Here is a 13,136-nt window from a genome sequence, read left to right as displayed (position 1 = left end):
CGATCCGTCCGCTCCTTGCCTGCGACCCGCGATGCGGTCACATGTCGACGACGACGCGACCGCGGATCTTGCCGTCGACGATGTCGTGCGCGGCATCGATGATGCCGTCGAAGCCGATGGTCGTGGACAGGCTGGCGAGCTTCTGCAGGTCGAGATCGGCGCCGATGCGCCGCCAGGCCTCGAGGCGCACGGCCTTCGGCGCCATCACCGAATCGATACCGAGCAGCGAGACGCCGCGCAGAATGAAGGGGGCCACGCTCGCTGGCAGGTCCATGCCGCCGGCCAGGCCGCAGGCCGCGACCGCGCCGCCATAGGAGGTCATCGACAGCACATTGGCCAGCGTGTGGCTGCCGACCGAATCGATGCCGCCGGCCCAGCGTTCCTTGGCCAGGGGCTTGGCGGGCTGGCTGAGCTCGTCCCGCGAGATCACCTCGGCGGCGCCGAGATTGATCAGATAGGGGCTTTCGGCATTGCGTCCGGTCGACGCAATGACGTGGTACCCGAGGCTGGACAGGATGGAGACCGCGACCGAACCGACGCCGCCGGCAGCACCTGTCACCACCACCGGGCCGCGATCGGGCAGGATGCCGTGCCGCTCCAGCGCCATGACGCAGAGCATGGCGGTATAGCCGGCGGTGCCGACCGCCATCGCGTCATGGGCGCTGATGCCTTCCGGCAGCGGCACCAGCCAATCGCCCTTGACACGGGCGCGCCCCGCATAGGCGCCGAAATGCGTCTCGCCGACGCCCCAGCCATTCAGGATGACCTTGTCTCCCTTGCGCCAGTCGGGATTCGAGGACGAGATGACCGTGCCGGCGAAGTCGATGCCCGGCACCAGCGGCCAGCGGCGGACCACCGGCGCCTTGCCGGTAATCGCCAGTCCATCCTTGTAGTTCACCGTCGTTGCCTCGACCGCGACGGTGACTTCACCCTCCATCAGGTCGGCTTCGGTGAGGTCGGTCACGGCGACCGACTGTTTCTTGTCGGCGTCGCGCGAGACGAGGATGGCTTTGAAGGTTTCGGACATCTTTTTCTCCGCGCGCTTGCTTGGCGTCCTGGACTGTGCGGCGGCGGCCGCGTGGGGTCAATCTTTGGAAGGCTTGGCTTTGGAAGGCTTGGCGTTCGAAGGCTCGCGGCGCCAGCCGATGAGTTCGTCGAAGACGACCAGTGCCGCACCTACGGAAATGAAGGCGTCGGCGAGGTTGAAGATGGCAAAGGACCAGACCGGCGTGTGGAACAGGATGTAGTCGATGACGTGGCCGTAGACGGCGCGGTCGATCAGATTGCCCAGCGCGCCGCCGATGATCAGGGCAAAGCCGGTGCGGGCGATGACATGGCCCGATGGCGTTCGCGTGGCGAGGTAGAGCACGAAAGCCACGACCAGAACGGCGATCACCACCAGGCCCGTGTCGCCGAAGGAGGAGAACATCGAGAAGGCGATGCCGGTGTTGTAGGTGCGAAACAGCGCCAGGAACGGCACCAGATCGAGCTTTTCCTGGAAGGGCAGGCCGGTCTCGACCAGATGTTTGATCCACTGATCGAGCGCGATGGCCGCGACGACGAGCAGCGCGTAGGGGGACCATGATCTCACGGGCGGGCAACCTTCATTGCTGGTCGGCGATTGGTTCGAGCTTCAGCGCGCCCCGCCGGATCTCGAACAGCATGATGCCGGTGGCGACGGCGAGATTGAGCGAATCGGCGCGGCCCGCTTGCGGGATCCTGAGCAGCCGGTCGCAACTCGCCGCCAGGCTTTCAGGCAGGCCCTGTTGCTCATTGCCCATCATCAGCAGCACCGGCCCACGGGAAAAATCGACCGAGCGGTAGTCGACCGCACCCTTCAGATGCGTGCCGGCGACAAGGCCCGAAAAGCCGCCGCGCCAGGCAAGGAAGGCCTCGGTCGTTGCCTTGGCCACCGGCACGGCGAAGATCGAACCCATGGTGGCGCGCACCGTCTCCACGGAGAATGGATCGGTGGTGTCGCCGACCAGGATGACACCCTTGGCGCCGACGGCATCGACGGTGCGGATGACGGTGCCGAGATTGCCGGGATCGCGCACCCGGTCGAGCGCCACCCAGACATCGCCATTGTCGGCGCGGATGTCCTTCAGGGCCAGGAATTTCTGCGAGAAGACGCCGACCACCATTTGCGGATTGTCGCGGCGGGTGATGGCGACAAGCACTTTTTCCGAGACTTCGAGCACCGTGCCGCCGGCGGCAACCGTGCGCGCCGCGACCTTTTCCACCGCTGGGTTGCCGCGTCCGGCCTTGGCGAACACTAGCGTCCTGATCTGCCAGCCCAGGTCGAGCGCATCAATGACGAGTTTCAGCCCCTCGGCCATGAAGGCGTTCTGCTGGTCGCGGAATTTCTTCAGGGCAAGCGCCTTGATGTCCTTGATCAGTGGATTGGCGAGGCTGGTGACTTCCTTCACCTGGCCGGGTGCGCCGACATGCCGTTCGTTCATTCAGGCCACCCAACGCGAAAACAATGAGGTCGAAAGCGCCCTGCCGGCGGACTTTTCGCGGATGATCAGCTCGCCCGATTCAACCCTGCCGCCCATGCCGGCGAAGGTGTCGCGCATCAAAGCGTGGATAGCGAAGAAGGAGGCGCGGATCGAATATGCGGTCAACACCACGGCAAGCGGTTTCGGCGTCAGGATCGTCCGGCATAGATCGGTCAGGGCAGGCAAATCCTCGAACAATTGCCAGACCTCGCCCTTGGGGCCGCGGCCATAGGCCGGCGGGTCGAACAGGATGATGTCGTAGCGGCTGCCGCGGCGCTCCTCGCGCTCGGCGAATTTCACCGCATCGTCGACGATCCAGCGGATCGGCTTGCCGCCGAGCCCGGCCATTTCCTGGTTCTCGCGGGCCCAGCCGATCGCCTTCTTCGAGGCATCGACATGGGTGACCTCTGCGCCTGCGCGGGCCGCCACCAGCGAGGCGAGCCCGGTATAGCCGAACAGATTCAATACTTTGACCGGCCGTTTGGCGGCCGCGATCAGCCCGGCCATGTGGTCCCAGTGCGAGGCCTGTTCGGGGAAGACGCCGACATGGCGAAACGAGGTGAAACGGCCGAGATAATCGATGCCGTCATGCTTCATCGGCCAGGTCTCGCCGAGCGGCATCTTCGGGAACCGCCAGCGGCCGATGCCTTCCTCGTCGGTGTCGCCGGTGAAGATGGCATCGGCACGCTCCCAGTCCTTCGCCGGCAAGGCTTTCTGCCAGATCGCCTGGCCCTCGGGCCGCACGATGCGGTAGGGGCCGTATTGTTCGAGCTTCTGGCCGGCGCCGCTGTCCAGCAGCGCATAGTCGGCGTTGGGCGCGACTTCGAGGATCAGCGGAAGCTGCTCGGCGGGCAGGGCGCCGTCACGGCGGGCAAGGATGCGCGGGGCTGAATTCGGTGCGGGCTGGCTGTCCGGTTTCGCGTCACGCGCCTCGCGCGGCCTGGCGTCCGGCCGCCCACGCGTCTCGTGCGGACGCACCTCTCCGGTTCCGCTTTTCGCGGTGGGGCGGTTGTCGCGGCGTTTGTCGCGAAAAGACTTCAAGCGGGAGCATCTCCGAGCGGCGTGCCGCTTTTGGCATGAGGACAGCGGCGGTGCAACCAAGTCTGCGACAGCCAACGCTGCTGTTCATGTCGGCCAGCGATGGACCAATGTCAAAGAAACAGGCAAATCTGCCCCATGTCCCGCTCCGAACGTCTGCTCGACCTCATCCAGTGCCTGCGCCGGCATCGCCGGCCGGTGAGCGGACAAGCGTTGGCCGATGAACTCGGAATTTCGATCCGCACGCTCTATCGCGACATCGCCACGCTGCAGGGGCAAGGCGCGCCGATCGAAGGTGAGGCGGGGCTGGGCTATGTGCTGAAACCCGGTTTCATCCTGCCGCCGCTGATGTTCACCGACGAGGAGATCGAGGCCATCGTGCTCGGATCGCGTTGGGTCGCCAAGCAGCCGGACCAGCGCCTGTCGGCCGCTGCCGCCAATGCGTTGGCCAAGATCGCGGCCGTACTGCCGGATGATCTGCGTGAGGATCTCGATGCCTCGACCCTGCTGGTCGGGCCGCCGGCGCACGCCATAGAGGGCATAGATCTTGGCGTCGTGCGGCAGGCCATCCGCAACGAACGAAAACTCGGCTTTCTCTACCGCGATGCCGGGGGTGCTGCTTCGCAACGTGTCGTCTGGCCATTCGCGCTCGGCTTCTTCGACAAGGTGCGGGTGGTGGTGGCGTGGTGCGAGATGCGGCAGGATTTCCGGCATTTTCGCGCCGATCGCATATCCGCCCTCAACGCCATCGATGCGCGCTATCCGCGTCGCCGCCAGGCGCTGCTCAAGGAGTGGCGCGCGACGCTCGACAAGCAGCGTGACTCATGAAGGCTACTGCCAGAATCTGACAGTATGGTATCCTAGGTTCGCCAAGTCGAAACGTTGAAACAGCTTGGAGAGCAGATATGGCCACCCCGAATTTCGTCATCCTCTATGTCGATCAGCCACTCAAGAGCGGCGCCTTCTACAGCGCCCTGCTGGGTCGCGAGCCGGTCGAGAGCGCGCCGACCTTCGTGCTGTTCGTGCTCGACAACGGCTTCAAGCTCGGCCTTTGGTCGCGCCATACGGTGGAGCCGGCGGCGGAAGCGGCCGGTGGCGGCGGCGAGATCGTGTTTGCGCTGGAGACGCCGGACGCGGTCGACGCTACCCATGCCGACTGGTCGGGGCGCGGCTTGAGGATACTGCAGACGCCGACCGACTTGGATTTCGGCCGCACTTTCGTTGCGCTCGATCCCGACAATCACCGCCTGCGCGTCTACTGGCTGTCCGACGGGCAACAGGCCGATGGGGAACAGAAATGAGCGCGTATTGGATCGCGGTGGCGTCGGCGCAGCATGTGCGGCGCGGCCGGAATGACGGCTTCATGCAGGTCAATCACGGCAAGGCGGCGCCGCTGCGCCGCGTCAAGCCCGGCGACGGCATCGTTTACTATTCGCCGACCACAATTTTGGGCGAAAAAGATGGCCTGCAGGCTTTCACGGCAATCGGTACGGTACGGTACGGGAAGGAGAGCCCTATCAAGGCGAAATGGGCGGCGGCTTCACGCCGTTCCGGCGCGATGTCGAATGGGCGGTGGCTGAAGAAGCGCCGATCAAGCCACTGCTCGACCGGCTGGACTTCACCGCTGGCAAGTCGAACTGGGGGTATCACCTGCGCTTCGGCCTGTTCGAAATCACCGATCACGATTTTCGTCTGATCGCAGAGGCGATGGGTGCCCCGAAGACGCTTGCCGAGGCTACGGCTTGAGAGCCTTGTAGACGGCAATGCCGGCGGCGAGGTCCTCGAGTGCCGCGCCAACCGACTTGAACAGCGTGATCTCGTCAGCGCTTCGGCGACCTTCGCCCTGGCCGCGCGCCAGTTCGTGCAGGTCGGCGACGATGGCGTCCGGCTTCAGCACGCCGGAGGCCAGCGGCTGGACGATGTCGCCGGCTTCTTTGGTAGCGCCGGCGCGTGTGTCGACATAGACGCGGGCGCGCACGATGGCGTCGTCATCACTTTCACGCATCGTCGGGGTGAAGCCGCCGACCAGGTCGATATGGGTGCCTGGTCGCAACAGCGTGCCCTTGATCAGCGGCGTGGTGGTGATTGTCGCCGAGGAGACGATATCGGCCTCGCCAAGCTCCGCATCCAGATCGGAAGCGGCGCTGGCCGCAAAGCCGTCGGTGCGCAAATCGGCCGCGACCTTCTCTGCGTTTGCCGGGGTGCGGTTCCAGATGCGGATGGTTTTGATCGGCCGTACGGCCGAATGTGCCTTGGCCAGGAACGGCGACAGGGCACCGGCGCCGACCACAAGCAGCCGCGAAGCATCGTCGCGGGCGAGGTAGGATGCCGCCAGCGCCGAGGCGCAGGCGGTGCGCCACTGCGTCAGCCGCTGGCCGTCGATCAGGGCTTCCGGTTCGCCGGTGGCGCCATTGAGCAGGAGATAGAGCCCCATCACGGCGGGCTTGCCGATGGCGTTGTTGTCGGGCGAGACGGTGACGATCTTGACGCCGATATGGCCACCGGAAGACGTGCCGGCGGCGTTGAAATCGGTCCATGCCGGCATCAGCAGCAAGGTCGAGGCCGCACCATCGGGCCGTTCGACAGCGTGATGATGCCTGACCGGCTGCACTGCGCCCTCACGGAATGCCGTGCGCAACGTCTCGACCAGTCCGGGAAAGGTCAATGCACGATCGACCTCGGCGGCCGAAATGGTCAGCATGAAAGGCTCCGTGGAACGAAAGGCACCGGGGTCGGCTTAATTGGTCGGCTTTGGCAATGCCGACCCTTGGGTCGACCCTTGGACCGATCCCTGAACTGATCCTTGCGGCGCTGACGGCGCGCGGCTGACCGCCTGGCGCAGGTTTTCCGCCTCGACGCCGCGCTGGCGCGCCAGTTTGCGGTAGCGGCCCTGCTTGACCCACGTCGCCAGGCTGCCGACGATCATGCCGATGGCAAGCGCCAGGAACAGGAAGATGAACAAGGGCAAGGTGAGCGTCAGCTTCGGATTGCCGGGATTGAACGGGTCCAGCGTGAAGGCGACGAGTTCGCGGTTGGCGACGGCCAGCGCGATCAGGATGATCGCCAGGGGCACGAAGACCACGATGAGCATGAAACGATTGAGCATTATGTTTTCCGTCGGAAGTTGGCGCTGAAGCCGCGCCTACTTGCCGCCGTTCAGCCTTTCGCGCAGTTCCTTGCCGGTCTTGAAGAACGGCACCCACTTCTCCTCGACCTCGACGGATTCACCGGTGCGCGGGTTGCGGCCGGTGCGGGCGGGACGGTTTTTCACCGAAAAAGCGCCGAAACCGCGTAGTTCGACCCGGTTGCCTTCGGCAAGAGCATCGGTGATCTCGTCGAAGATCGCGCCGACGATGTTTTCGACGTCGCGCAGGAAAAGATGCGGATTGCGCGTGGCAATAATCTGCACAAGTTCGGACTTGATCATCAGACGGGTCCCCGTGAAAGCAGTTCGGTCGAAATTATGAGGATGATTTTATTGGCTTTTTCAGCTGTTCCAAACGGCGCTCAAGGGTGCCAGACAGAAACGAGGCCGTCAAGAAACAAGCGGTCGGCGCCAAGTTCGTGGATGACATCACTGCTGTAGCCCGGCAGGCCGAGCGCGCTGCCGACCGTTTTCACCATGGCTTTTGACCACAGGAAGCTGCCGCGGCGCTCCGTGTCCTTCCATTCGACCACCTTGAGCTTGGCGTCGACGCCCTTGGTCGCCAGCCAGTCGATCGCCTCGGTTTCGCCGCCGACGGCATCGATCAGCCCGTTGGTGACACCCTGGCGGCCGGTGAAGATCGATCCGTCGGCAAGCGCCAGCGCCTGTTCGTGGGTCATCTTGCGGCGTTCGGCGACGATGCCGACAAACCAGTCGTAGCTGTCGAGGATGAGCTTGCGGACCATGGCGCGCTCGTCGTCATTGGTCGGCTTGAAGGGAGAAGGTGAAGCCTTGAGCGGCGAGGATTTCACCTCCTCCAGCTTGATGCCGAGCTTGTCCATCAGGCCGCTGACGTCAGGATACTGGATCAGCACGCCGATCGAACCGACGATCGAGGTTTTGCGGGCGACAATGTGGTCGGCAGCACTTGCGATCATATAGCCCGCCGATGCGGCGAGCGTGCCGACTTCGGCCACGACCGGCTTGTCGGCAGCCACCTTGCGCACTTCCTCATAGATCGATTCACCGCCGACGGTGGTGCCGCCGGGGGAATCGATCGCGAGGATCACGCCCTTCACCTTCGACGACTTGCGGATGTCTTCCAGACGCTTGATCAGTTCCTCGTCCTCGGTGATCGTACCTTCGATCCTGACCTTGGCGATATGGTCGACAGTCGAGCCGCCGAGATCGTCGCGATAGAACCAGGCCGACAGCGCGATCACTCCGAGGGCGACGATGCCGATGGCCGCAACACGCCAGAATGTCAGCTTGCGCCGCAAACGGCGGCGGTCGATCAGGTCGTCGGCTCTCAATGCCATGGTTCAGCCTCACAGTCGGCGGGAAGAGACGCTTTTAGACCATGATGTCTTCATCGGGAAGCAGTTCGTCTTGCCTATGGCGCGGCAATCCGCCCGCGTCGATCCCGACCACTGTCAGTTTTGTGACTGGCCTGCGCAAGGGACGCGAGGTAAGGGCAGGAACAGCGGTGATGAAAAAAAGGCGCAGACGCGCCCATTTCTGCTATGAAGTACCGGCTGTTGTGCCCACCTCGTTTGCGTTTGCACAACCACAGTTGTCACATTTTTGCGGTTTTCGTGGGCTTGTGCTTGCTTGAGAGTGCCGGCCCCCCACCTATAGGCGGTGTTCCCTGACGGGCAGGGTCTAGAAGAAAGCAGTCATGTTAGCGCGATCGAATGAACCGACCAGCCCCGAGACGGAGTTGGCTCCCCCGGCGGATGGCTGGACGCGGGGCGACGCGTTCGACCGCGCCCAGCGTCATTCGCGCCGCGTGCGCGTGCTCAAATTCGCCGTGCCGCTGGCCGCAGGGCTGATCGCCGTCGCCTTCCCGGTCTATTCCTATCTGGCCGCACCCGTCTCCGTCGCGGTGCAGTCGGAAGGCGCGGCCTTTTCCAACGGCAAGCTGGTGATGGCCAATCCCAAGCTCAACGGGTTCACCAAGCAGAAGCAGCCCTATTCGATGACGGCCCTGCGGGCGATACAGGATGTCAACACGCAAGGCATTATCGAGCTCGAAGGCATAGACGCCAAGGTGCCGGTCGGGCCGGACAATGTCGCCGCGATCAAAGCCTCGCACGGTATCTACGATCGCGACGGCAACACGATGAAAATGACCAGCGACGTCATGATCACCACGACCGACGGCATGCAAGCCAAGTTCAAATCGGTCTTCCTCGACATGGGCAAAGGCACTATGAAGACGGACGATCCCGTCGACGTCAGCAGTGGCGGGTCGCAGATCACAGCGGATTCCCTGTCGGTCCAGGACAATGGCAAGATCCTGGTGTTCGAGAAGAGGGTGCGCGTCAACATCGATCCCGCCAGCGTGAAGGCGGCTGAGGCAAAGGGCGAAGAAGCGAATGTGGCACAATAGTTTGACACGGCTTGCGGCCGCAACTTCGGCGCTGCTCCTGCTGGGCCTTGTGCCGTCGCTGGCGCAGTCGGGTGCCAGCAGCCAGGTGTCCGGGCTCAAATTGTCCGGCGACAAGCCAATCCAGATCGAAAGCGACAAGCTGGAGGTGCGGCAGGCTGAGAACCTCGCCGTGTTCACCGGCAACGTCACCGTCGTCCAGGGGCCAACCCTGCTCAAGGCCGGCAAGATGATGGTCTATTATGTCAAGGATCCCAACGCGGCCGCCAAGGGTACCGAGGCGGCGGGTGCCGCGATGACCGGCTCCGCCAACATCGATCACCTGGAAGTCAGCAGCAAGGTCTACATCAAGTCCGATGACCAGGTTGCGACCGGCGACAATGGCACCTTCGACATGAAGACGCAGGTGCTGGTCCTGTCCGGCAAGGAAGTGGTGCTGTCGCAAGGCCCCAACGTGCTCAAGGGCTGCAAGCTGACCGTGCAAATGAAGACTGGCCTGGCGAATGTCGATGGTTGCGGCGGTCGTGTCATCATGTCGATGACTCCGCCGAAATCGGATGCGCCAAAGGCGGGAGCGACGAACCCCTGATGGCCAGCCTGTCATCGCTGACGGCGCGTCTTCCGGGGCGCGCCGCAGCCAAGGTTTCGGCTCCGGCCACGATCACCGTCGACAAGACGAAGTTCAAGGGAACCTTGATCGCCAAGGGCCTGACCAAGAGCTACAAGGGCCGCAAGGTGGTCAGCGGCGTCACGCTGGGCGTGCGTGCCGGCGAGGCCGTCGGGCTGCTCGGCCCCAACGGCGCCGGCAAGACGACCTGTTTCTACATGGTCACCGGCCTGGTGCCGGTGGATGAAGGCACGATCGAGATTGACGGTTTCGACGTCACCTCGATGCCGATGTATCGTCGCGCCCGCCTCGGCATCGGCTATCTGCCGCAGGAGGCGTCGATCTTCCGCGGCCTCAACGTCGAGCAGAATATCCGCGCCGTGCTCGAAGTGGTCGAAAAGGACCGCAAGGTGCGCGAGCGCAATCTCGATGAGTTGCTCGAGGAATTCCACATCAGCCATCTGCGCAAGGCGCCATCCATGTCGCTCTCCGGCGGCGAGCGGCGGCGCCTGGAAATCGCACGCGCGCTGGCCACGCGCCCGGCCTACATGCTGCTCGACGAGCCCTTTGCCGGCATCGATCCGATCGCCGTCGCCGATATCCAGCAACTGGTGCGGCATTTGACGGCGCGCGGCATCGGTGTGCTCATCACCGACCACAATGTGCGCGAGACGCTCGGGCTGATCGACCGCGCCTACATCATCCATGCCGGCCAGGTGCTGACCCACGGCCGCGCCGACGAAGTGGTGGCGAACCCGGATGTGCGGCGGCTTTATCTCGGCGAGGGGTTTACGCTCTGACCTTTTTTCTCATGCAATTCCGGGCGGAGGAACCGTTTCCGGAAATTTGCCTTAGGCGTGAAATTTGTTTCCTGACACGATTTTTTGCGCGTCGCGGGCTGATTTTCCGCGATTTTGCTCCAGGATAACGCTCCGGTAAGCGGCTTTTGCTAGGCTTTGCCTTGACAAGCAAAAGCCGGGCCAGTTTTTATGGCCGGCTGCCGAATTCATTTCGGGAAGCGCGGACGCGTAGAGGAGGCGTTTGAAACCGAACCATGGCGTTGGCGGCGAAACTACAGCTCAGACAGTCGCAGTCGCTGGTGATGACGCCGCAGCTGATGCAGTCGATTCGGCTGCTGCAGTTCACCCATGTCGAGCTTGAGCACTTCATCGACGAGGAGATCGAGCGCAACCCGCTTTTGGAGCGCGCCGAGCCGCAGGACGACGCCGCGAGCGACCAGGTGCAGAAGATCGATGCCGAGCCGCAAGCCGCCGCCGAGGGCGACTGGTTCGAGAACGAGGCGGGGTGGAGCGCCGAGGCGATCTCGGAAAAACTCGACACTTCGCTGGAGAACCTGTTTCCCGACGATCCCGGCACCAGCGAGCGGCTCGGACCCGACCTGACTGCGCAATGGAAATCGGCTTCCGGCAATGGCGGCGGCTCCTCGTCCGAGGGGCTCGACGCCGGTGACATGGCGGCGAGCGCCATCACTTTGCGCGACCATGTCGGCGAGCAGATCGCGCTCGCCTTCGTCGATCCCGCGGCGCGGCTGATCGCAGGCGAACTCGCCGATGGCTTGGACGAGACTGGCTATGTCAGGGCCGATCTCGAGGAGGTCGCCACGCGTCTGGGCACCGATACAGCGAGCGTGGCCGAGGTGCTGGCGGTGTGCCAGACTTTTGAACCGACCGGCCTGTTCGCCCGCGACCTTGCAGAATCTCTTTCGCTGCAGCTTGCCGCGCGCGACCGTCTCGACCCGGCGATGAAAGCCCTGGTCGCCAATCTCGAGCTTTTGGCGCGGCGTGATTTCCAGACGCTGAAGCGGATCTGCGGCGTCGACGAGGAGGATCTACTCGACATGCTGGCGGAGATCCGGGCACTCGATCCGCGCCCGGGCATGGCGTTTTCGGGCGGCGCCAGCGACGCCATCGTCGCCGATGTCGAGGTGCGCGCGGCCAATGACGGCAGCTGGACCGTCGAACTCAATGCCGAAACGCTGCCGCGCGTGCTGGTCGACCATATCTATTTCGCCCAGGTGTCGCCGCATGCGAAGAACCAGGCGGAAAAGGATTTCCTGGCCGAATGCCTGCAGAACGCCAACTGGCTGACGCGAAGCCTCGACCAGCGGGCAAAGACGATCCTCAAAGTGGCCTCGGAAATCGTGCGCCAGCAGGATGCGTTCCTGGTCCATGGTGTGCGCCAGCTGAAGCCGCTCAATTTGCGCACGGTGGCCGACGCCATCGGCATGCACGAATCGACCGTCAGCCGCGTCACCGCCAACAAATACATGCTGACCCCGCGCGGCGTGTTCGAACTGCGCTATTTCTTCACCGCCTCGATCGCCGCGTCGGGCGGCGGCGACGCGCATTCCTCGGAAGCGGTGCGTGACCGCATCAAGCAGCTGATCGACGAGGAGAAACCCGTCGATGTACTTTCGGATGACGCGATCGTCGACATGCTCAAGGAAAGCGGTGTCGATATCGCCCGGCGCACGGTCGCCAAGTACCGGGAAGGCATGAATATTCCGTCGTCGGTGCAGCGCCGGCGCGAGAAGCGGGCGCTCGCCAGCGCCGGGCGCTAATGCCCCAGCTATTTTCCACAGCTTTCGAGCTTCATTGACAAGCCGCGGGGAAGTGGCTAGAAGCCCGCCCGCATGAGACGGGCCAGATGCCCGCTAGCGGATGGTCCGTCACGACAATGGCCTCGGGACGGTCAAAAGGCGGCTTGTGATCAACCGGAAAGTTCGGATTTAAATCGGCGCGAGTGACGCCGCAAAGCTTGTGCGCACGGATCACGAGTATAAACTCGGGCCAGTTTGAAGCCTGAGCAAGGAAGGTCAGTTTTCAGATGAATCTGCGCATATCGGGAAAACATATGGATATCGGCGATGCGTTCCGCACACGCATCAACGATCGTGTCGGCGAGGCGATCGGCAAATATTTCGATCGCGGCTTTGCGGGACACGTCACCGTCATCAAATCGGGCTCGCGCTATTCGGCGGATTGCATGATCCGGCTGGATTCCGGCGCCTCGCTGCAGGCCACGGGCGATGCCCAGGATCCGACGCTCGCCTTCGAGGCTGCAGCCGATCGGCTGGAGACCCGGCTTCGGCGCTACAAGCGCCGTCTCAAATCGCACAATTCAGGCAATGGCAACGGCGATTTGACCGACATCGCCTATACGGTGATGGCGCCGCTCGCCGATGACGACGAGGAGATCCCGGAGGATTTCGCGCCGGCCATCGTTGCCGAATCGACCATGACGCTGAAGACCATGTCGGTGGCCTCCGCGGTCATCGAGCTCGATACCAAGGACAGTCCGGTGTTCGTTTTCCGCAACGCCGGAACCGATCATCTCAATATCGTCTATCGCCGGCCCGACGGAAACATTGGCTGGATCGACCCGTCCACGACCAAGGTCGCACAGGGATAAAGCCAGCCGCACGAGGGGTGGGGA

Annotated in this window: 16 protein-coding genes; 8 read left to right on the top strand and 8 right to left on the bottom strand. The window is 63.6% G+C overall.

Annotated elements, in window-relative coordinates; all coding sequences use genetic code 11:
* Positions 1 to 37 precede the first annotated feature (37 nt).
* The 4 genes from MAFF_RS13640 to MAFF_RS13625 are packed head-to-tail and all read right to left on the bottom strand — an operon-like array spanning position 38 to position 3,542.
* Entirely contained in the window at positions 38 to 1,027 is a 990-nt protein-coding gene (locus MAFF_RS13640) for an MDR family oxidoreductase (protein WP_010911502.1), read from the bottom strand.
* Between the two features lie 57 nt (positions 1,028 to 1,084).
* On the bottom strand, positions 1,085 to 1,591 hold the full coding sequence (gene lspA / locus MAFF_RS13635) for a signal peptidase II (RefSeq protein WP_010911501.1): 507 nt from the start codon (positions 1,589 to 1,591) through the stop codon (positions 1,085 to 1,087).
* Positions 1,592 to 1,604: 13 nt separating this feature from the next.
* Positions 1,605 to 2,462 (bottom strand): TrmH family RNA methyltransferase, encoded by an 858-nt coding sequence (locus MAFF_RS13630; RefSeq protein WP_032931675.1) that lies wholly within the window; start codon positions 2,460 to 2,462, stop codon positions 1,605 to 1,607.
* On the bottom strand, positions 2,463 to 3,542 hold the full coding sequence (locus MAFF_RS13625) for a class I SAM-dependent rRNA methyltransferase (protein ID WP_044548321.1): 1,080 nt from the start codon (positions 3,540 to 3,542) through the stop codon (positions 2,463 to 2,465).
* A gap of 135 nt (positions 3,543 to 3,677) precedes the next feature.
* On the opposite strand from MAFF_RS13625, the gene MAFF_RS13620 reads away from it, so the two are divergent.
* The 3 genes from MAFF_RS13620 (at position 3,678) to MAFF_RS13610 (ending at position 5,235) form a co-directional block, all read left to right on the top strand.
* Positions 3,678 to 4,367 (top strand): helix-turn-helix transcriptional regulator, encoded by a 690-nt coding sequence (locus MAFF_RS13620; RefSeq protein WP_010911498.1) that lies wholly within the window; start codon positions 3,678 to 3,680, stop codon positions 4,365 to 4,367.
* A 77-nt stretch (positions 4,368 to 4,444) separates the two neighbouring features.
* Complete coding sequence (locus MAFF_RS13615; RefSeq protein ID WP_010911497.1) at positions 4,445 to 4,840, top strand: VOC family protein; 396 nt, start codon at positions 4,445 to 4,447, stop codon at positions 4,838 to 4,840.
* A complete protein-coding gene (locus MAFF_RS13610; RefSeq protein ID WP_010911496.1) occupies positions 4,837 to 5,235 on the top strand; it encodes an EVE domain-containing protein in 399 nt (132 codons plus the stop codon). Before MAFF_RS13615 ends, MAFF_RS13610 begins: the two co-directional genes overlap by 4 nt.
* 39 nt (positions 5,236 to 5,274) lie before the next feature.
* On the opposite strand, the gene MAFF_RS13605 is transcribed toward MAFF_RS13610, so the two are convergent.
* From MAFF_RS13605 to sppA, 4 genes are all read right to left on the bottom strand, one after another.
* Positions 5,275 to 6,240, bottom strand: a complete 966-nt coding sequence (locus tag MAFF_RS13605) for an ornithine cyclodeaminase family protein (RefSeq protein WP_010911494.1) — start codon at positions 6,238 to 6,240, stop codon at positions 5,275 to 5,277.
* Between the two features lie 36 nt (positions 6,241 to 6,276).
* Positions 6,277 to 6,645: a DUF1049 domain-containing protein gene (locus MAFF_RS13600; protein WP_010911493.1), complete on the bottom strand. Its 369-nt coding sequence runs from the start codon at positions 6,643 to 6,645 to the stop codon at positions 6,277 to 6,279.
* Between the two features lie 36 nt (positions 6,646 to 6,681).
* Complete coding sequence (locus MAFF_RS13595) at positions 6,682 to 6,966, bottom strand: integration host factor subunit beta (RefSeq protein WP_006200394.1); 285 nt, start codon at positions 6,964 to 6,966, stop codon at positions 6,682 to 6,684.
* Positions 6,967 to 7,046: 80 nt separating this feature from the next.
* Entirely contained in the window at positions 7,047 to 8,003 is a 957-nt protein-coding gene (gene sppA, locus MAFF_RS13590; RefSeq protein ID WP_010911492.1) for a signal peptide peptidase SppA, read from the bottom strand.
* A gap of 359 nt (positions 8,004 to 8,362) precedes the next feature.
* Here sppA and lptC point away from each other — a divergent pair, with 359 nt between their 5' ends.
* The 5 genes from lptC to hpf all read left to right on the top strand — a co-directional run bounded on the left by lptC (position 8,363) and on the right by hpf (position 13,112).
* Entirely contained in the window at positions 8,363 to 9,076 is a 714-nt protein-coding gene (lptC, locus tag MAFF_RS13585) for an LPS export ABC transporter periplasmic protein LptC (RefSeq protein WP_010911491.1), read from the top strand.
* Positions 9,063 to 9,662 (top strand): LptA/OstA family protein, encoded by a 600-nt coding sequence (locus tag MAFF_RS13580; protein WP_010911490.1) that lies wholly within the window; start codon positions 9,063 to 9,065, stop codon positions 9,660 to 9,662. The genes lptC and MAFF_RS13580 overlap by 14 nt, the downstream gene beginning before the upstream one ends.
* Positions 9,662 to 10,480 carry an LPS export ABC transporter ATP-binding protein gene (gene lptB, locus MAFF_RS13575; RefSeq protein ID WP_010911489.1) on the top strand — a complete coding sequence of 273 codons (819 nt, stop codon included), beginning with the start codon at positions 9,662 to 9,664 and terminating at the stop codon, positions 10,478 to 10,480. The genes MAFF_RS13580 and lptB overlap by 1 nt, the downstream gene beginning before the upstream one ends.
* 254 nt (positions 10,481 to 10,734) lie before the next feature.
* Positions 10,735 to 12,261, top strand: a complete 1,527-nt coding sequence (rpoN, locus tag MAFF_RS13570; protein ID WP_010911488.1) for an RNA polymerase factor sigma-54 — start codon at positions 10,735 to 10,737, stop codon at positions 12,259 to 12,261.
* Positions 12,262 to 12,527: 266 nt separating this feature from the next.
* Entirely contained in the window at positions 12,528 to 13,112 is a 585-nt protein-coding gene (gene hpf, locus MAFF_RS13565) for a ribosome hibernation-promoting factor, HPF/YfiA family (RefSeq protein WP_010911487.1), read from the top strand.
* Positions 13,113 to 13,136 lie beyond the last annotated feature (24 nt).

It is taken from the genome of Mesorhizobium japonicum MAFF 303099 (assembly GCF_000009625.1).
Taxonomy (GTDB): domain Bacteria; phylum Pseudomonadota; class Alphaproteobacteria; order Rhizobiales; family Rhizobiaceae; genus Mesorhizobium; species Mesorhizobium japonicum.
This window is presented reverse-complemented; position numbering and strand designations above follow the sequence as displayed.